Source organism: Sinorhizobium alkalisoli, assembly GCF_008932245.1.
GTDB classification, from domain to species: domain Bacteria; phylum Pseudomonadota; class Alphaproteobacteria; order Rhizobiales; family Rhizobiaceae; genus Sinorhizobium; species Sinorhizobium alkalisoli.
Genome location: NZ_CP034910.1, coordinates 1,713,085 through 1,731,206 on the forward strand (window position 1 = coordinate 1,713,085; position 18,122 = coordinate 1,731,206).

Annotated in this window: 13 protein-coding genes; 6 read left to right on the top strand and 7 right to left on the bottom strand. The window is 63.6% G+C overall.

The features are described 5' to 3' along the window. Window positions 1-5: 5 nt before the first annotated feature. From EKH55_RS25815 to EKH55_RS25845, 7 genes are all read right to left on the bottom strand, one after another. Window positions 6-818, bottom strand: coding sequence for a dimethylarginine dimethylaminohydrolase family protein (locus EKH55_RS25815; protein ID WP_151613690.1), 813 nt, complete (start codon window positions 816-818; stop codon window positions 6-8). 90 nt (window positions 819-908) lie between these two features. Beyond that, entirely contained in the window at window positions 909-1,337 is a 429-nt protein-coding gene (locus tag EKH55_RS25820) for an OsmC family protein (protein WP_151613691.1), read from the bottom strand. 94 nt (window positions 1,338-1,431) lie between these two features. Continuing rightward, window positions 1,432-1,887 carry an RbsD/FucU family protein gene (locus tag EKH55_RS25825; RefSeq protein WP_151613692.1) on the bottom strand — a complete coding sequence of 152 codons (456 nt, stop codon included), beginning with the start codon at window positions 1,885-1,887 and terminating at the stop codon, window positions 1,432-1,434. Between the two features lie 120 nt (window positions 1,888-2,007). Beyond that, the gene (locus EKH55_RS25830) at window positions 2,008-4,392 is read right to left on the bottom strand and encodes an aldehyde dehydrogenase family protein (protein ID WP_151613693.1); all 2,385 of its coding nucleotides are present in this window, start codon (window positions 4,390-4,392) and stop codon (window positions 2,008-2,010) included. A gap of 4 nt (window positions 4,393-4,396) precedes the next feature. Then, a complete protein-coding gene (gene deoC, locus EKH55_RS25835) occupies window positions 4,397-5,404 on the bottom strand; it encodes a deoxyribose-phosphate aldolase (RefSeq protein ID WP_151613694.1) in 1,008 nt (335 codons plus the stop codon). 143 nt (window positions 5,405-5,547) lie between these two features. Next, on the bottom strand, window positions 5,548-6,279 hold the full coding sequence (locus tag EKH55_RS25840; protein WP_069456987.1) for a DeoR family transcriptional regulator: 732 nt from the start codon (window positions 6,277-6,279) through the stop codon (window positions 5,548-5,550). A 168-nt stretch (window positions 6,280-6,447) separates the two neighbouring features. Beyond that, window positions 6,448-7,158, bottom strand: a complete 711-nt coding sequence (locus EKH55_RS25845; RefSeq protein ID WP_151613695.1) for a GntR family transcriptional regulator — start codon at window positions 7,156-7,158, stop codon at window positions 6,448-6,450. Window positions 7,159-7,422: 264 nt separating this feature from the next. Here EKH55_RS25845 and EKH55_RS25850 point away from each other — a divergent pair, with 264 nt between their 5' ends. The 6 genes from EKH55_RS25850 (at window position 7,423) to EKH55_RS25875 (ending at window position 18,027) form a co-directional block, all read left to right on the top strand. Continuing rightward, window positions 7,423-8,511: an ABC transporter ATP-binding protein gene (locus tag EKH55_RS25850; protein WP_151613696.1), complete on the top strand. Its 1,089-nt coding sequence runs from the start codon at window positions 7,423-7,425 to the stop codon at window positions 8,509-8,511. A 75-nt stretch (window positions 8,512-8,586) separates the two neighbouring features. After that, the gene (locus EKH55_RS25855; RefSeq protein WP_151613697.1) at window positions 8,587-9,885 is read left to right on the top strand and encodes an ABC transporter substrate-binding protein; all 1,299 of its coding nucleotides are present in this window, start codon (window positions 8,587-8,589) and stop codon (window positions 9,883-9,885) included. Window positions 9,886-9,978: 93 nt separating this feature from the next. Then, a complete protein-coding gene (locus EKH55_RS25860) occupies window positions 9,979-10,887 on the top strand; it encodes an ABC transporter permease (RefSeq protein ID WP_106407745.1) in 909 nt (302 codons plus the stop codon). A 1-nt stretch (window position 10,888) separates the two neighbouring features. Next, window positions 10,889-11,710, top strand: a complete 822-nt coding sequence (locus EKH55_RS25865) for an ABC transporter permease (RefSeq protein WP_069456958.1) — start codon at window positions 10,889-10,891, stop codon at window positions 11,708-11,710. Window positions 11,711-11,715: 5 nt separating this feature from the next. Then, complete coding sequence (locus tag EKH55_RS25870; RefSeq protein WP_151613698.1) at window positions 11,716-12,453, top strand: aspartate/glutamate racemase family protein; 738 nt, start codon at window positions 11,716-11,718, stop codon at window positions 12,451-12,453. Between the two features lie 120 nt (window positions 12,454-12,573). Continuing rightward, window positions 12,574-18,027 (top strand): alpha-2-macroglobulin family protein, encoded by a 5,454-nt coding sequence (locus EKH55_RS25875; RefSeq protein WP_486669408.1) that lies wholly within the window; start codon window positions 12,574-12,576, stop codon window positions 18,025-18,027. Window positions 18,028-18,122 lie beyond the last annotated feature (95 nt).

An 18,122-nucleotide genomic window follows, 5' to 3' on the forward strand; every position in this document is an offset into this window, starting at 1 on the left:
CACACTCACATCTTGTCATTGAACCACCGCAACGACATGCAGGAGAGCCCGGCATCGATCTTGCCGATATCCGTGGTCTTCAACGGCGCGACCCGATAGCCCGCGTTGTCGAGCATCTCGATCGTGCGCGGAAAATCCGAACCGACCATGACGACATCGTTGACGCGGAGCGCATTCGCCGCCGCCTCCTCGCCCTCCGGAACGATCATCTGCCGGAATGCCTTGAATACGCCCGAACGCGTGAGGCGGCTGGTCGTAAGTACCGTCTCCTCGTCGAGGAGCGAGCAATCGGTCTTGAAATGCAGCACGCCCTCGGGCGTCGCGACGACCTCGCTCTTGCGACCAAGCTTTTCGAGACTGGCCTTGAGCGCCTCGGCGCCGACCCTGTCAGTGCGGGCGGAAAGGCCGATCATGACCCCACGCGCCGTTGTCAGCACATCGCCGCCGTCCGCATAACCGTCCGCTAGTCTGAGAACCACATCGAACATGTCGTGCAGGGTCGGCGCTATCGCGTCGACCTCCTTCAGGCGCGTCGGAGCGCCCGGTCGCAGGAGGATTGCGCCTTCCGAGAAAACAAGCGCCGGATCCTCGACGAAAACGGAGTCGGGGAAAGCGGGGAGCGGCGGCAGGACGGTGACCTTTGCGCCGGCACCGCGCATCGCCTCGATATAGGCTTCGTGCTCCGCCTTGACGCCCTCGTAAGTTGGGCTGCCGCGATCCTCCGCACGCAACCCATTGACGACGCTGAGCGAAGGTTCACGGACAATGACCGAATTGAACTCGAAGACGGCAGCCGGAATCAAATCTGTTCCCTCCATGGTTTGTTTCCCAAGCAGATTGCGCGGCTTCGCCGACGTCCTGCTCACCTTTTGTTTTGTCGGAATGCCGTGGGACGCCCTCTTCCCCGTTCAGCCCGAAACCCTGCTCACGAATTCGGGGTTGCCCCGCAGGCTATTGCTGATCGTGCAGATCTCGTTTTCCGCCGCCACGGCGATGGCTTGACGAACCACATCATCGAGTTCGCCCTTGATGGTCAACTCGATATCGAAGCGCGCAATGCGAGAGGGCTCATCGTGGGCCTTCTCGCCGGTGACCCTGGCAGAGACCTCGTCCAGCCGGTCGAGGACGCCGAATCGGCTTGCAGCGTCACGAGCGCCGAGGACAAGACAACTCGCAAGCGAAGCATAGAGAAGGTCGAGCGGATCGAAGCCCGGCTGCGACGGGCTGGTGACGACGTCGAGCACCCCGCCCGACATCGAGGCCACATTCGGGAAACCCGTTCGCCCCACCACGGCGGTGGCGCCCGTATGCCGGCTCGTAAGATTCAGCTCCATCATGGTCGGCTCCCATCCTCGAAACGAAGACAGTATTCCAGCAAAGACGCGGTTCCACCAGCGTCCTGCTGGCATGTACCTTCAGCCGATTGTGTTTTCAGTCCGACTCCGGAGGAATGACACCCTTCGTGAGAAGGAAGCAGCCGTAGAAACGGGTTTCGCCCGTTGTAATGACGCAATAGGCTTTCTTGGCAGCTTCGTAGAAAGCGAAACGCTCGATGCCGTACATGGGCGCCGGTTTTCCCTCGGCACGGTCGATCTCGGCCTGTACCTCGCCCTGGACCGGCGGGATCTCGCCGGGTGCTCCCATCACTTCCATCCGACCGACCGAGGGCTGAAGCGGCGTGTCGAGCGGGAGAACCGAAAGCACGGCCCTCATCGCCCGGGCGGCCGAGACATTGTCGATGTGCAGCAATTTGCCGAGCGTCGTCTGGCGGGCAATCGCATCCGACGGGAAATTCGTGTCGGAAATCACCAGTGTGTCGGCATGCCCCATCGAGCGCAGGGCATGCAGCACATCCGCGTTTAGAGCCGGGTCGATATTCTTGAGCATTCCTGTCCTCCTGCCAATGCGCCGCGGGCGGAAGCCGACGGCAGCCTCGCGGCATCAGGCCGTTTCCGCCGCCCGTCGTCAACGGCCTTTCCGCTTTCTCCACTGCTGCGAGCTTCGGCGCTACTCGCCGTAGGGAATCCAGATGTTCTTCACGTCCACGGCCCTGCGCAGAAATGCCGGGCCTTCGGCGGCGGATCGATCCATCCAGTCGATTGCCTTGCCGTAGTCGACGAAGGTGCGCTTCAGATTGCCGGTCGAGAGCTTCTCGACGAGCGTCGACAGTTCCGACGAGCCGCAAGCCCAGAGCGCGTCGACGTCGTTATGCGCAGCAAGCGTCTTTGCGAGTTCCACCGCCGAGCCGGTGACGATGTTGACGACGCCGGCCGGGACGTCGGAGGTTTCGAGGACCGAGTAGAAATCGGTCGCGGCAAGCGGATGCGGTTCGCTCGGAACGGCAATAACACGATTGCCGACGGCGATCAGCGGCGCAACCAGGCTGATGAAGCCCAAGAGCGGCGCCTCTGGCGGGCAGATGACGCCGACGACGCCCTGCGGCTCCGGCATGGCCAGCGCAACGCCCCGCAAGGGCGGCTGGTGCACGGTACCCTCGTATTTGTCCGCCCAGGCGCCATAGCTGAAGAGCCGCGCAATTGACGCTTCGACCTCGGCTTTCGCGTTGGCTGCGGATGCACCGGTCATCGCGACGATGCGATCGGCAAACTCCGCCACCCGGGAGCTCAGGTTCTCGGCAATGTAATAGAGGATCTGCGCCCGGTTGTGCGCGGTTGCCGAGCTCCAGGCGGATGCCGCTCGCGCGGCGACGACGGCGTTGCGGATATCCTTGCGATTGCCCTCACCGACCTCGCCGACCGGCTTGCCCTTGGGCGACAATATCGGGCGCGAATAGTTTCCGTCCGGCCGCGCCTGCTTGCCGCCGATGAAGAGCTTGGCGGTGCGGTCGAGCGCCGGCAAGCCGAAATCGCCGGCGACCGGTTTCAGAGCCGGTTGAACCGGCTCCAGTCTCAGCTTGCGGCCGAGCCAGGCTTTCGGCTTCAGATATTCGTAGCAGCCCTCCTTGCCACCCTCGCGGCCGAAGCCGGATTCGCGTTTACCGCCAAAGCCGCTCGAGGCGTCGAAGAGATTGGTGGCGTTGACCCAGACGACGCCGGCCGCGAGCTTGGCCGCCACGTGCAGGGCAAGCCCGATCGTTTCGCTCCAGACGCTGGCGGCAAGGCCGTAGCGGGAATGGTTGGCGAGCTGGATCGCCTCCTCCGGCGTGCGGAAGGTCATGGACACAACCACCGGCCCGAAAATCTCCTCCGTAGCCACGACGGAGGTCGGCTGGACGTCCGTCAGCAGCGTCGGCGGGTAGAAGCTGCCGCCCTTGGGCAGTTCGATCCTCGGCTGGTGCATGGACGCCCCCTCGGAAACACCCTTTGCGACCAGAGTTTCGATCCGCTGCAATTGTACCGGCGCAATGATCGCCGCCATGTCGATCGCCTTGTCGAGTGGAAGGCCGACGCGCAACATCGCCATACGTCGCTTCAAGCGCTCATGGAAGAGCGGCGCCACGCCTTCCTGCACGAGCAGACGGGAGCCGGCGCAGCAGACCTGGCCCTGATTGAACCATATCGCATCCACCACGCCTTCGACGGCCGCGTCGATGTCGGCGTCGTCGAAGACGATGAAGGGCGACTTGCCCCCGAGCTCCAACGTCAGCGACTTGCCGCTGCCGGCGGTCTTCTCTCTGATAAGCCGGCCAACCTCCGTCGAGCCGGTGAAGGCGATCTTGTCGATGTCCTCGTGTTCGACGATCAGCGCGCCGGTCTCGCCCTCGCCCGTCACGACGTTCAAAACGCCCGGCGGCAGCCCGGCCGCACCCGCCAGCTCGGCGAAGAGCAGCGCCGTCAGCGGCGTGAACTCTGCCGGCTTCAGGATAACCGTGTTGCCGAGGGCCAGTGCCGGCGCGACTTTCCAGGCCAGCATCAGGAACGGGAAGTTCCAGGGGATCACCTGGCCAACGACTCCGACGGGAACGTGGTCGGCGAATTCCGTTTCCTGCAGCTGCGCCCAGCCGGCATGGTGATAGAAGTGCCTGGCTGCCAGCGGAATGTCGATGTCGCGCGTCTCGCGGATCGGCTTGCCGTTGTCGAGCGCCTCGACCACTGCAATCAGGCGCGCATGACGCTGGATCATGCGGGCAAGCGCGTAAAGATGCCGCGCACGGGCGTGGCCGGGCAGCTTCGCCCAAGGCGCTTGCGCCTTGCGGGCGGCGGCAACCGCGGCGTTCACGTCCTCCGATCCGCCGAGCGCCACCTTTGCCAGCAGCGTGCCTGTCGCGGGCTCAAAGCTGTCGAAGGTCTTGCCCGACGCTGCGGCGACGAATGCGCCATTGATGAAGTGGCCGAATTCGCCGTCGTGCCGCGCCAGCCATTGGCGCGCCTCGGCGTCGGCTTCGGGTGCGGGACCGTAGGACATTTCGTCAAAAAACCTGGCGACGCTCATCGCTTTATCCAATCGGGTGTCTGTGGAGGGCCGAATAGGCGCCGCTGACATGGTGTTCGAGCTGGCGCTCGATGTCGGCCAGCAGGCTTGATGCTCCGATGCGGAAGAGATCCGGCTCGAGCCATTCCCGCCCGAGCTCCTCCTTCATCAGGAACTGGTAGTTCAGCACGTCCTTCGCCGCCGAGATGCCGCCGGCCGGCTTGTAGCCGACCTTGATCCCCGTCCGCTCCTGATAGGCGCGGATCATCCTCAGCATAACGAGGGTGACAAGCAGGGTGGCGTTGACGCCTTCCTTGCCAGTCGAGGTCTTGATGAAGTCGGCGCCGGCCATCATTGAGACGAGCGAGGCGCGGGCGACGTTGCGAAGCGTCTTGAGATCGCCGGTCGCGAGGATCGCCTTCACATGGGCATCGCCGCAGGCGGCCCGGAAATCGCGCATCTCGTCATAAAGCGCCTGCCAATTGCCGGTCAGCACATGCTCGCGGGTGATCACGATGTCGATCTCCCGCGCGCCATCCGCGACCGATGCTTCGATTTCGCGAAGCTTGACGTCATGCGGCACGAGCCCCGCCGGAAAGCCGGTCGAAACGGCGGCGACCGGAATGCCGGAGCCTTCGAGCGCTTCCACCGCCGTCGAGACGAAGCGATGGTAGACGCAGACGGCACCCGTCGTTATGTCGCGATCGCCCATGCCGAGTGCATCGAGGAGGTCCAGACGTATGGGGTGACGCGCCTTGGCGCAGAGGCGCTTGACGCGCTCCGTCGTATCGTCGCCATTGAGCGTGGTGAGGTCGATGCAGGTCACCGCCTTCAACAGCCACGCGGCCTGCGCGTCCTTCTTGACCGTGCGTCGGCCGGGCAACGTCGCCACGCGCCGCTCCGCCGCCGAGAGATTGACGCGCTGGTCGAGCACCCAGCCCAGATCAAGGTCGACCCCGTCATTGCGCGGCCAATTATGGCCCGCGCCCACGGGAGGGGCGGCAGCGGCGCCCCTCACAGCAAGCTCTTCCAAGCGACTACTCCCTGGTGCCGAGGTTCGCCGGGCAGCCGCTCTCGGCACGCACCGGCATTGTTACGTTTCTACCTTTTGTTAGATTTCCATCATTTTTCGCCCGAGTCAAGAGACGGTTCGGCCGGTCTGCCGCCCAGCATACATCAGTTCGCGCGAAGCGCGGACTCGCCATCCTCGGTGATCACCGACCGGAACGCTTCCATCGGCGCAAAGAAGGCCGGCTTCAACTTGCCGATCTTGCTCTTGTCGACCACAAGGTAATTCTCGCGGGCGAGCGAAATCACCTTCCGCTTGACCGGCACCTCATGAAAATGCACGCAGCTTGCGCCCCTTGCCCTATCGACGCCGGCGGCCGAGAGAAAGGCGACGTTGATGCCGAGCTGCTCCAGCGTCTCCAGTCCGGCCCCGCCCGAAAATGAAGCCGAGGATGGATAATAGACGCCGCCCAGCATGACCATGCGGACATTTGGCTTTCGCGTCAGCCGTTCCGCCGTGTTCATCGAGTAACACACGGCTGTTACTGGATAATTTTCCGGGATCAGGTCGACCAGATATTCGAGCGTGGTGCCGCAATCGATGAAGATCGTCTCCTCTGGGCGAATATGTCTGGCCGCGTGGGCGCAGGCATTCCGTTTGGCCGCGGCGTGGCTGTCGGCCGCGCGTGCAAGCTCGTAAGGCGCATCGCCCTCGATATCCGCGGCCGAAACGATGTGACCGCCGAGATAGCCGAAAAGGCCGGGATTGTCGGCGATATCGCGGCGGACGGTCATCTCCGATACGCCGAGAAGTGCGGCCGCCTCCTTCAGATGCAGCACCCGCCGCGCAGTGACGGCATCCGCCAAGGTGGCAATGCGCTTCGTCTTGCGATTGGTCATCATCCCTCGTGGTGCAGGCAGCGCCAGATCCCTTACAAATGGCCTCGTCAGATTCTGTTATAATTATCACAAATCGTGCTCCAGCGGCAAGAGCGGAGGCGGCGCTGTCGATTGGAACGGCTGAGGCCTGCCGCTGGTCGCGGAGTCTCGGCGCGCCTGCGCTGCCCGTCACAGGCGCAAGGCAGAGCGCAAATCGGTTCCCTTCTCTGCCGACCTGAGGTCAAGATCGGCCTCGATGTGATTAATGTGCTCGACCATCAGCGCGCAGGCCGCGTCGACGTCCCTTCTCTCCAGCGCGTCGACGATCTGCTGATGCTCGTCGTGGCCGCAGCTTGAAGCCACCGAGCGACCATAGAGTGCGATGACGAGAGAGGATCGGGCGACGAGCTCGTCCATGAACCTCTTGAGGATGGCGTTGCCGCTGATTTCGGCGATCGCCAGGTGAACATCGCCGGAGGCCTTGATCTCGGCGCGGCGGGCGGCGGCACCGCGCTCGTTTCGCAGTCTTTCCTCCTCCGCCAAATGCAGCTGCAGGTGCCTGATCTCGGCCTGGCCGATGCGTTGCGCCGCCTCGCGCAGGATCACGGGCTCGACGAGCCGACGCGCCGCGAAGATCTGTTGCGCCTCCAGGATCGACGGATGGGCAACAAATGCGCCGCGGTTCTTCTCGACATTGACCAGCCCCTCATAGGAGAGCGCCTGAAGGGCGGCGCGAACAAGAGTGCGGCTGACATTGAAGAGGCTGCCGACGTCGGTCTCCGACAGCTTCGTTCCCGGCGCTAGCCGGCGCTCGACGATCGCCTCGCGAATCGCATCGCGAATATGGTGGGCGTCGACATCGATGGCGGTTTCCGCCGGAGACGAATTGGGTGGAGTCATAAGGCTGCGAATCCGACCGATACAATTGCGGGCATTCGACCCTAGCGCGTGGTCGCATGGAAGTTAACCGCAAACTGCGCGCAATCCGCATTTTGTTTTGTATACAATATAAGCGCTCGCTGGCGACAAACGCCTATTAAATGTGCAACCAATGTCGCCTTTTCCGGGGACCGAGCCGAGGCGGGATGAACTTGCCCGCGAATTCGGGCCTTTTGCAAACTGGCACGCTTGATGCTTCTGCCCTGCTGTAACGAAAGGGGCCCCATGTCCAAGGCAGCAGAAATCGATATTGCTTCCGTTTCGAAGGTCTACGGCGCAACGACCGCCGTCCACGAGATCAGCCTGAAGATTCCGGCGGGCAGCTATTGCTGCTTCCTTGGCCCGTCCGGCTGTGGCAAAACCTCGACGCTGCGCATGATCGCCGGACATGAAAGCATCACCTCCGGTGATGTCCGCCTTGGCAATGTCGTCGTCACCGATTTCCCGCCCGCCAGGCGCGGCACGGCCATGATGTTCCAGTCCTACGCGCTGTTTCCGCATCTTGACCTGGTCGACAATGTCGCCTTCAGCCTGAAAATGAAGGGAGTCGCGAAAGACGAGCGCCGCGCCAAGGCGCTGGAGATGCTGAAGTTGATGCAGATGGAGGCCTATGCGGCGCGCCGCCCGGCGCAGCTTTCGGGCGGACAACAACAGCGCGTGGCGCTCGCCCGAGCGCTTATCACCGACCCGGAAGCGCTGCTGCTCGACGAACCGCTCTCCGCCCTCGATCCGTTCCTCAAGATCCGCATGCGCGCGGAGCTCAAGAAGCTGCAGAAGACCCTCGGCATCACCTTCGTGCATGTGACGCACAGTCAGGAGGAGGCGATGGCCCTCGCCGACCTGATCGTCATCATGAACAACGGGCGCATCGAGCAAGCGGCGGCCCCGCGGACTGTCTTCGAAAAGCCCGCCACCGCCTTCGTTGCCCGCTTCATGGGCGACCACAACGTGCTCTCCGGTCGCGTAACCTCGATCGATGACGGAATCGTGACGCTGACAGGGCCGGAGGGCCAGAGCTTCACGGTCCGCAACACCGCCCAGGAAGTCGGAAAATCGATCGATATCGGCATCCGCACCGACCGCGTGCGTCTCGAGCTGGCGTCGAACAAGTCGCTCGGCTTCGAGGGCGCCGTCTCGAATGTCGAGTATCGCGGCGCATCCGTAAAGATCACCGTCATCGGCGCCGGCAGCGACGACTTCACCGTGGTCGTCTCCGATGCCGACTATTTCAGGAAGCCCGTATCGACAGGCGATGCGGTTTCCTTGAGCTGGGCCCTGGAGGATGCAATCCCCCTCGGCCGCGTGTCAGCCTGATGCGGGGACAAGAAGCTGCGAATTGCGCCTGTCCCGCTCCATCCGATCCATGCACCACCAAAGGGGAACGAAAGCATGACGACTGAAACGAAGACTGCCACGCCCGCAAAAGGCATTTCGCGGCGTTCGCTACTGAAGACCGGAGCGGCCGCCGTCGGTGCGATCGCCGGCTCGGGCGCGATCACCGGCTTCCCGACGATTTGGGCGCAAAACCCGATTACGCTCCGCCAGTTCGGCACCGGCGTTTCCAACATCAACGCGATTGCCGAGAAGTGCAAGGAAGACCTCGGCATCACGCTGGAAATGACGGCGACCGATTCCGACGCCGCCGCCCAGCGCGCCGTCACCCAGCCGGACTCCTACGACATCGCCGACATCGAATACTGGATCGCCAAGAAGGTCTTCCCAACCGGCGTCATGCAGCCGATGGATGTCTCGAAGATCAAGTATTACGACAAGATCGTGCCGCTCTTCATCGACGGCAAGCTCAAGCCGGACAGCGTGATCGCGCAAGGCACCGCCCCGCACACGGTCGGCTTCGTCGAGGCGCAGGACTCCAAGGCCTTCGCCAAGGAACCGACGCAGTGGATGACGCTGATCCCGACCATCTACAATGCCGATACGCTCGGCATCCGCCCGGACCTCGTCGGCCGGGAGATCAGCAGTTGGGCCGACATCATGGACCCGGCCTTCAAGGGCAAGACGGCGATCCTCAACATCCCGTCGATCGGCATCATGGACGCCGCGATGATCATGGAGGCCCTGGGCAACATCAAATATGCCGACAAGGGCAACATGACCAAGGAGGAAATCGACCAGACGATCGACTTCCTCATTAAGGCCAAGCAGGACGGCCAGTTCCGCGCCTTCTGGAAGTCCTTCGACGAGAGCGTCAATCTCATGGCCTCCGGCGAGGTCGTCATCCAGTCCATGTGGTCGCCGGCCGTCGCCGCCGTGCGGTCGAAGGGTATCGCCTGCAAATACCAGCCGCTCAAAGAGGGCTACCGTGCCTGGGGCGGCGGCCTCGGCCTCGCCGCCCACCTTGAGGGCGCACAGCTCGATGCGGCCTATGAATATATCAACTGGTATCTTTCCGGTTGGGTCGGCGCCTACCTCAACCGCCAAGGCTACTACTCCGCCGCCATGGAAACTGCCAAGGCCCACATGTCGGAGGACGAATGGGGCTTCTGGGTCGAAGGCAAGCCCGCCAAGGGCGACATCCTCTCGCCGGAAGGCAAGATCATGGAAAAGGCCGGCGCCGTTCGCGACGGCGGCTCCTTCGAGGAGCGCATGGGCAAGGTCGCCTGCTGGAACTCGGTGATGGACGAAGACCGCTACATGGTCCGCCGCTGGAACGAGTTCATCGCGGCGTAATGAGCGCCCTCGGCACGGGCCTTTTGCCCCTCTCCTCGGCTTCAACCCGAGGAGAGGGGCAGTTTCCAAGGCAATACTGAAAGAGGATTGAGAATGACGGCAGTCGCAACCTCAGGAGAGATCAGGACCGGCAATCCCCGCCGCTCCCTCGCTGCGCTTGGTCGGCTCACCACCTATCTCCAGGCCACGCCCCTCCTGCTGATCCTCGGTTTCTTCTTCGTCCTGCCGATCCTGATGATCATTGTCGTCAGCTTCTGGGATTATGACTTTGCCGGCCTCTATCCCGACTTCCTGACAATGAACTATACCGACACACTCGGCTCCTGGGTCACCTGGAAGACCTATCTCAACACGCTGAAATTCACGGTCCTCACCTGGGCGCTGACGCTCGTTATCGGCTTCTGGGTCGCCTATTTTCTTGCCTTTCACGTCCGTACGACGACGATGCAGATGGTGCTCTTTCTCGTCTGCACCGTGCCCTTTCTCACCTCCAATATCATCCGGATGATCTCCTGGATCCCGGTCCTTGGCCGTAACGGTCTCGTGAACTCCGCGCTGATCGAGCTCGGCATCGTTCCCGAACCGGTCGAGTGGCTGCTCTATTCCGACTTCGCCGTCGTGCTTGCCATGGTGCACCTGAACACGCTCTTCATGGTGACGCCGATCTTCAACACGCTGATGCGCATCGACCGATCGCTGATCGAGGCGGCGCGCGACTGCGGCGCCTCCGGCTGGCAGGTCCTCTGGAACGTCGTCCTGCCGCTCGCCAAGCCCGGCATGGCGATCGGCTCGATTTTCGTGGTGACGCTGGTGATGGCCGATTTTTCGACGGTCCAGGTGATGTCGGGCGGACAGAGCGCATCCGTCGCGCTGATGATGAAGAACCAGATGTCGCTGCTGCAATATCCGGCTGCAGCCGCCAATGCGGTCGTCCTCCTGATCGTCGTGCTGCTTATGGTCGCCGCGATCCTCAGGGTCGTCGATATCCGCAAGGAGCTCTGAGATGAACCGTGAATCGCGCACCAAGGAATTCTACATTCTCGCGATCTTCTTCGCGCTGTTCGTCCTGTTCCTCTACGGTCCGCTGTCGGCGATCCTCATCCTCTCCTTCCAGGGGCCGGATGGCGGCCTCACCTTTCCGCTGAACGGCGTTTCGCTGCACTGGTTCTACAATCTCTTCGAGAAGCAGGCGGTCGGGGATTTCGGCGCTTCGTTCCGTCGATCCTTCACGCTCGGGCTTATGGTCATGGTCGCGAATGTGGTCGTCGCACTGCTCGCGGGCCTCGCCTTTCGAAACAGGTTTCGCGGCTCCACCGCTCTCTTCTATCTGACGGTCGCAAGCCTCGTCGTACCCTCGATCATCATCTCGCTCGGCATCGGCGTCGTCTTCCAGCAGTTCGGGCTCAAACCCGCCTGGTATTCGTCCGGCTTCGGTGCGCACCTGACCTGGACGCTGCCCTTCGGTGTGCTGATCATGTTCGCCGTCTTCAACCGTTTCTCGCCGGCCTATGAGGAGGCCGCGCGCGATCTGGGCGCCACGCCCTGGCAGACCTTCCGCCACGTGGTGCTGCCGATGATCGCGCCGAGCCTCATCGGCGTCGGCCTTTTCGGTTTCACCCTCTCCTATGACGAATTCGCCCGCACCCTGATGACGTCCGGCACCTACAATACCCTGCCGCTCGAAATCTACGCCATGACAACCAATGTGACCACGCCGGTGCTCTATGCGCTGGGCACGGTCACGACGCTCTTCTCCTTCACCGTTATCCTCCTCACCGTCACAGTCATCCTTCTGCTGCGGCGCCGGCAAGCAAAGTCAGGCTGACATCCATGCGCATCCTGATCGTCAACCCCAACACCACCGTCTCGATGACCGAGAAGGCAGCAGAAGCCGCACGGGCAGTCGCCGGCCACGGCACGGAGATCATCGCCGCCACATCGAAGACCGGGCCGACCTCGATCGAGGGGCACTATGACGGGGCGATTGCCGTGCCCGGCCTCCTCACGGAGATCCGCGACGGCGAGGCGGCAGGGGCGCATGCCGCGATTATCGCCTGTTTCGACGATACGGGGCTCGACGCCGCGCGCGCGCTTGCCGACATTCCGGTCCTCGGGCTTTGCGAATCCGCGGTGATGACCGCCGCCCTCCTCGCCCAGCGCTTCACCGTCGTCACCACACTCGAGCGCTCCCGCGTCCTGATAGAAAACCTCATCCGCCACTACGGCATGGGCGGCCGGGCGAAGGTTCGCGCTGCCGATATTCCGGTTCTGGAACTGGAGGATGAAGCCTCCGGCGCGATCCAGAAACTCAGACGCCAGATCGAGCGCGCGCTGGAGGAAGACGGCGCCGAGGCGATCGTGCTCGGCTGCGCCGGCATGGCCGACCTCGCCCGTTCCCTCCAGCGGGACTATGGCGTGCCTGTCATCGACGGCGTGGCGGCGGCGGTCAAACAAGCGGAAGCACTGGTCGCGCAAGGGCTCAAAACCAGCAAGCGCAGCTCCTATGCCGCACCGCTTCACAAACTCTATACCGGCACCATGCGCGGTTTCGCACCGAGCGGCTCCTGAACCCCCGCCGACGCGTGCCTATGGTTGCAACAGCCGGCTGGCTTAATGCTCGGTTGACAAGGCTCGGGGAAGGTTGGAAGAGTGATGCTCACTCGAAGCGGGCAGCCTTGGGAGGACATCATGTCTGTGCGCGCGTTTCTCGGCCTTTCCACCCTTCTTCTCGCGCTTGTCTCGCTTGGAACGCCCGCAGCGGCGGCTGAGACGGAACGCGAGATCGAAATTGTCAACGACGCCGACTATTTCGGCTTCGACCTGCGCACGGAGCAGAACGTCTCTCTCGACGAATGCCAGAGCGCCTGCATCGCCGACCGCTCCTGCCGCGCCTTCACCTACAATCCCAAGGCGAAGTGGTGCTTCCTCAAGTCCGACTTCAATCAGTTGAACGCGTTCCAGGGTGCGATCGCCGGAAAAATCCTGGAGACCGCGAGCGGCGAGCGCGATATCGGCGCCCCGCCACGCCTCTCCTTCGTCTCTGACGACCTCTTGCGGCAGGCGCGCGAGGTCAAGGCGGGCCTCGCCTTGACCGACGATCAACTCGGTTTCGGCGTCAATGGCCTGATCGAAACGGCGCGCGGCGAGTTGACAGCTGGCAACTTCATGGGCGCCCTCAAAGCCTTTCGCGGCGCCCTGGCGATCAGCCCGGACGATGCTCAGCTGTGGCTCGAAACGGCCCGCGCCGCGAACCGCTTCACCGGCGGCATGGACCTGGCGAGCGAGGCGGCGCTCGCCGCGCTCAACGGCTATCAGCTGACGCGCACGACGGAAAGCCGCGCCGATGCACTCGCCGTTCTCGCCCAGGCGCTCGAGAACCTGCAGAACTACCGCGCCGCGCTCGGCGCCTACAAGGCGAGCCTCGAGCTCGTGCAGGCGAAGACCGTCGAGACAGCCTATCTCGATCTCAGGGCAAGGCAGGGTTTCCGGGTCACCGGCCACACCATCGACGCGGACAGCGCCAGCCCGCGCGCCTGCGTTCAATTTTCCGAACAGCTGTTGAAGAACGGTCCGGACTACGCCTCCTTCGTGACGCTCGACGGCACCACGCCGAAGGCCGTAGAGGCCAAGGGCAGCGAGATTTGCGTCGAGGGTCTGGCGCATGGCAAGCGGTACAAGCTGGCGCTCCGCACCGGCCTGCCCTCCGCCGTCGACGAGATCATCGAAACCCCCGTGAGCCTCGACATCTATGTGAAGGATCGGGCACCGATGGTGCGCTTTACCGGCGACAGCTTCGTGCTGCCGTCGACGGCGCGGCGCGGCATTCCGATCGTGTCGGTGAATACTGAAAGCGCCAATCTCAAGCTTTACCGCATCGGCGACCGCAGCATCGCGTCGCTGCTTGCCGGTTCTCAATTCCTGGTCCAGCTCGACGGTTATAGCGCAGACCGCATCGCGGCCGACAATGGCGAACTCGTCTGGCAGGGCAGCATCGACGTCGAGACCGACCTCAACAGAGAAGTGGTGACGAGTTTGCCGGTCGACGAGGTGCTGCCCGAACGCAAGCCGGGCGTCTATGTGCTCACCGCAGTCTCCGCCACGGGCCTGACCCAGGAATGGGATGCCCGCGCCACGCAATGGTTCATCGTCTCCGACATCGGCGTCTCCACCTTCGCCGGCACAGATGGGCTCTCGGTCTTCGTGCGTTCGCTGGCCAGCGCCAAGCCGCTCGCCGGCGTCGAACTGCAGCTCGTCGCAAGGAACAACGAGGTGCTCGGAACCGCCGTCACCGATGCGGATGGGCGCGCTGCCTTCGACGCCGGGCTGATCCGCGGCACCGCCAGCATGGTGCCGGCCGTCATCACCGCCCGCAAAGGTGATGGCGACTATGTCTTCCTGGACATGACGCGCGCCGGCTTCGATCTTTCCGACCGCGGCGTTACCGGCAGGCCGGCACCGGGGGCGATCGACATATTCGCCTGGACCGAACGCGGCATCTATCGCGCCGGCGAGACGGTGCATGCCGCAGCGCTTGCGCGCGACGTCGATGCCCAGGCGATCGAGGATCTGCCGCTCACCTTCGTCTTCCTGCGGCCCGATGGGGTCGAGGACCGGCGACTGGTCAGCAATGGCGGCAAGCTTGGAGGCCACACGCTCGACCTGCCGCTCACCGAAAACGCCATGCGCGGCACCTGGACCATGCAGATCTTCACCGATCCCAAGGGTTCGGCCATGGGCGAAAAGCAGTTTCTCGTCGACGATTTCGTGCCGGACCGGACCGAATTCGACCTGACGAGCGACGCCAGGGAGATCGAACTCGGAACACCGATAGAGGTCGCCGTCGACGGCCGTTTCCTCTACGGCGCGCCGGCCGCGGGCCTCACGCTCGAGGGCGAGGTGTCGGTCAAGCCGACGCGGGAAAGCGAGGCCTTCAAGGGATATTTCTTCGGCTTTGCCGATGAGGAGACGGGCGAAGAAGCACGCGCGCCGATCGAGGGGCTCGAACCGCTCGACGCTGACGGGCGAGCCGTCTTCGACGTCGATCTTGGCGAAGTGCCCGCGACAACCCAGCTGCTGAACGCCAAAGTCACCGTGCGCATGCGCGAGGGCGGTGGACGGGCAATCGAGCGCTCGCTCACGCTGCCGGTGAGGCCGCAGGGCGCGATGATCGGCATCATGCCGGAATTTACCGGTGACCTTGCCGAAAATTCGGTCGGCAAATTCCACGTAATCGCGGTTGGTCCGGATGGCGCCAAGATCGCAATGCCTGGCCTCCTCTGGCGGTTGTTTAGCGTCGAGCGGAACTATCAGTGGTATCGCGAGGGCACCGCCTGGAAATACGAGCCGATCATCTCCACCAAGCAGGTGGCGAACGGCACGCTCGACGCGACCGAGAACGGCGGCGAGATCTCGGTACCGGTCGGCTGGGGCCGCTACAGGCTCGAGATCGAAGCGGCAGCCGTTGATGGACCCGCTTCGAGCGTCGAGTTCGACGCCGGCTGGTATGTCGAGGCCGCCTCGACCGAGACCCCTGACGGGCTCGAGATCGCCCTCGACAAGGAGAATTATGCGATCGGCGAGACCGCAAAGCTCAAGGTCTCGCCACGCTTTGCCGGCGAATTGCTGGTAACCGTCGGCACGGAAAGGCTGATCGCGACAAAGTCGGCGACGATTGCCGGGGCGGGTGGCGAGGTGGACCTGCCGGTCACCGCCGAATGGGGTGCAGGCGCCTATGTCACCGCGACCCTCTATCGGCCGGGCGATGCTCAGGAAAGCCGGATGCCGATGCGCGCAATCGGCATCAAGTGGCTCGCCGTCGATCCGGCCGGGCGCAAGCTCGCAGTCAGCCTCGACACGCCCGAGAAGGCGATGCCGCGCCGGCCGCTCGGTATCGGCCTCAAGGTCGAAGGTGCCGGCGCCGGGGAAGACGCCTATGTCACGGTCGCCGCCGTCGACGTCGGCATTCTCAATCTCACGCGCTACGAGACGCCCGATCCCGATGGCTGGTATTTCGGCCAGAGGCGGCTCGGCCTGGAAATCCGCGATTTCTACGGCCGGCTGATCGACGGATCCCTTGGCGCGACCGGACGACTGCGCACCGGCGGCGACGGCGGACAAATGGCGCTGCAGGCGAGTCCACCCACTGAAAAGCTCGTCGCTTTCTTCTCCGGACCGGTGAAACTCGATGCGGATGGCAGGGCAGACGTCAGCTTCGACATTCCGCAGTTCAACGGTACCGCGCGTGTCATGGCCGTCGCCTGGACGAAGGCCGGCGTCGGGCACGCGTCAACGGACGTAGTGATCCGCGACCCGGTGGTCGTGACTGCCAGCCTGCCGAAATTCCTTGCACCCGGAGACCGGGCGGAACTCAGACTCGACGTCGCCAATACGGACGGACTGCCCGGCGATTATCAGTTGCAGGTGGCGACAAACGGACCGCTCACCGTCGAGCAGCTGACAGCCGACACCCTCCGGCTCGAGGCCGGAGGCCGATCCACCCTCACCCTGCCGATCGAGGGCCAATATCCAGGCGAGGGCCTTGTCACGGTGGCGCTCAAGGACGCTGCAGGCCAATCGCTCGAACAGGTTCTGCATGTTCCGGTTCGCCCGGCTGCGTTACCCGTCGCCCAGCGGCAGGTGGTGTCGATCGCCGCCGGCAGCAGCTTGACCATAGACGATCAGCTGCTCGCAGACAGCGTGCTGCAGGGCGCCTCCGTCAGCCTCAATGTGACCCGCTCGGCTACTTTCGACATCCCTGCGCTCCTAATGACGCTCGACCGCTACCCCTATGGCTGCGCCGAGCAGACCACGAGCCGCGCCCTGCCGCTCCTCTATTTGAGCGAGCTTTCGAAACAGTCCGGCCTCCCTGAGGACGAAGGCGTGGGCAAGCGCGTTCAGGAAGCAATATACCGGGTGTTGTCCTATCAGTCCTCTTCGGGGAGCTTCGGGCTGTGGGGTCCGGGTTACGGCGACCTGTGGCTCGACGCTTATGTCACCGACTTCTTGACCCGCGCGCGCGAGCAGAAATACGAAGTCCCCGAGCAGGCGATGGTTCAGGCGCTGGAAAACCTGCAGAACGCCTTGAGCTACGAGACCAATGTCCAGGAGCGTGGAAACGAGATCGCCTATGCCCTCTATGTGCTTGCGCGCAACCGCAAGGCAGCGATCAGCGATCTGCGCTATTACGCCGACACGATGCTGAACGACTTCCCGACGCCGCTTGCCAAGGCCCATATCGCCGCGGCGCTTGCGCTCTATGGCGATGCCCAGCGCTCGCAGGACATCTTCGCGGCGGCCGTCAACATGTCGACTGGCCTCATCAATGTCAGCCTCGCCCGCTCGGACTACGGCTCCTCATTGCGCGACGATGCTGCGGTGCTGGCGCTTGCGGCCGAAAGCCGGCCAGTCCCGCCGATCATTCCCGAGCTTTCGAGGATCGTCGCCAGAAAATGGCAAGAGGCGAAATATACCAGCACGCAGGAGCAGACCTGGATGCTGCTCGCCGCGCGCGCCATCGAGGGCGGCGACGAAGACATGCGGTTGGAAGTGAACGGCGCCCAACGCTCCGGCAGCTATGCCGCCCGCATCGGCGGAGATGCCCTGATGACCCATCCGGTGGTGATCCGAAACAATGGATCCGATGCCGTTTCCGCCGTGGTGACGACCGTGGCGGCCCCCGCCCAACCGCTTTCGGCGGGCGGCGACGGCTTCTCCATCGAGCGAACCTATTACACGCTCGACGGGGCGGAGGCGAATGTCAGCGAGGCTCGGCAGAACGAGCGCTACGTGGCCGTGCTCAAAGTCACCGAAAGCAATGCGTGGCCGTCGCGCGTGCTGATCACCGACCTGCTGCCGGCCGGATTCGAGATCGACAATCCGAGCCTCGTCGACAGCGCGCAGCTTTCGAACTTTGAGTGGATCGGCGCGGTGGAAGCCGCCCATACGGAGTTCCGCAGCGACCGCTTCTTGGCGGCCTTTGATCGCGCGGCCGGTGACAATCGGGAAATCACGCTTGCCTATGTCGTACGCGCCGTGACGCCCGGTATCTATGACCACCCCGCCGCAAGCGTCGAGGACATGTATCGACCACAATTCTCGGCGCGCACGGCGACCGGTCGCATGGAGGTTCTGGCAGCCCGGTAGGAAGCGAGATGTCGCTCTTGTGGAGGCACTTTGTTAGCTTGACAAGGCGGTTGCGTCGGCGATGGCGCGCGACATTCGCCATTTCGCGGCGCCCC

Excerpts from the sequence above, each read along its gene's own strand:
- EKH55_RS25815 (WP_151613690.1), bottom strand. The coding sequence starts at position 818 with ATGGAGGGAACAGATTTGATTCCGGCTGCCGTCTTCGAGTTCAATTCG.
- EKH55_RS25820 (WP_151613691.1), bottom strand. The coding sequence starts at position 1,337 with ATGATGGAGCTGAATCTTACGAGCCGGCATACGGGCGCCACCGCCGTG.
- EKH55_RS25825 (WP_151613692.1), bottom strand. The coding sequence starts at position 1,887 with ATGCTCAAGAATATCGACCCGGCTCTAAACGCGGATGTGCTGCATGCC.
- EKH55_RS25830 (WP_151613693.1), bottom strand. The coding sequence starts at position 4,392 with ATGAGCGTCGCCAGGTTTTTTGACGAAATGTCCTACGGTCCCGCACCC.
- EKH55_RS25840 (WP_069456987.1), bottom strand. The coding sequence starts at position 6,279 with ATGACCAATCGCAAGACGAAGCGCATTGCCACCTTGGCGGATGCCGTC.
- EKH55_RS25845 (WP_151613695.1), bottom strand. The coding sequence starts at position 7,158 with ATGACTCCACCCAATTCGTCTCCGGCGGAAACCGCCATCGATGTCGAC.
- EKH55_RS25850 (WP_151613696.1), top strand. The coding sequence starts at position 7,423 with ATGTCCAAGGCAGCAGAAATCGATATTGCTTCCGTTTCGAAGGTCTAC.
- EKH55_RS25855 (WP_151613697.1), top strand. The coding sequence starts at position 8,587 with ATGACGACTGAAACGAAGACTGCCACGCCCGCAAAAGGCATTTCGCGG.
- EKH55_RS25860 (WP_106407745.1), top strand. The coding sequence starts at position 9,979 with ATGACGGCAGTCGCAACCTCAGGAGAGATCAGGACCGGCAATCCCCGC.
- EKH55_RS25865 (WP_069456958.1), top strand. The coding sequence starts at position 10,889 with ATGAACCGTGAATCGCGCACCAAGGAATTCTACATTCTCGCGATCTTC.
- EKH55_RS25870 (WP_151613698.1), top strand. The coding sequence starts at position 11,716 with ATGCGCATCCTGATCGTCAACCCCAACACCACCGTCTCGATGACCGAG.
- EKH55_RS25875 (WP_486669408.1), top strand. The coding sequence starts at position 12,574 with ATGTCTGTGCGCGCGTTTCTCGGCCTTTCCACCCTTCTTCTCGCGCTT.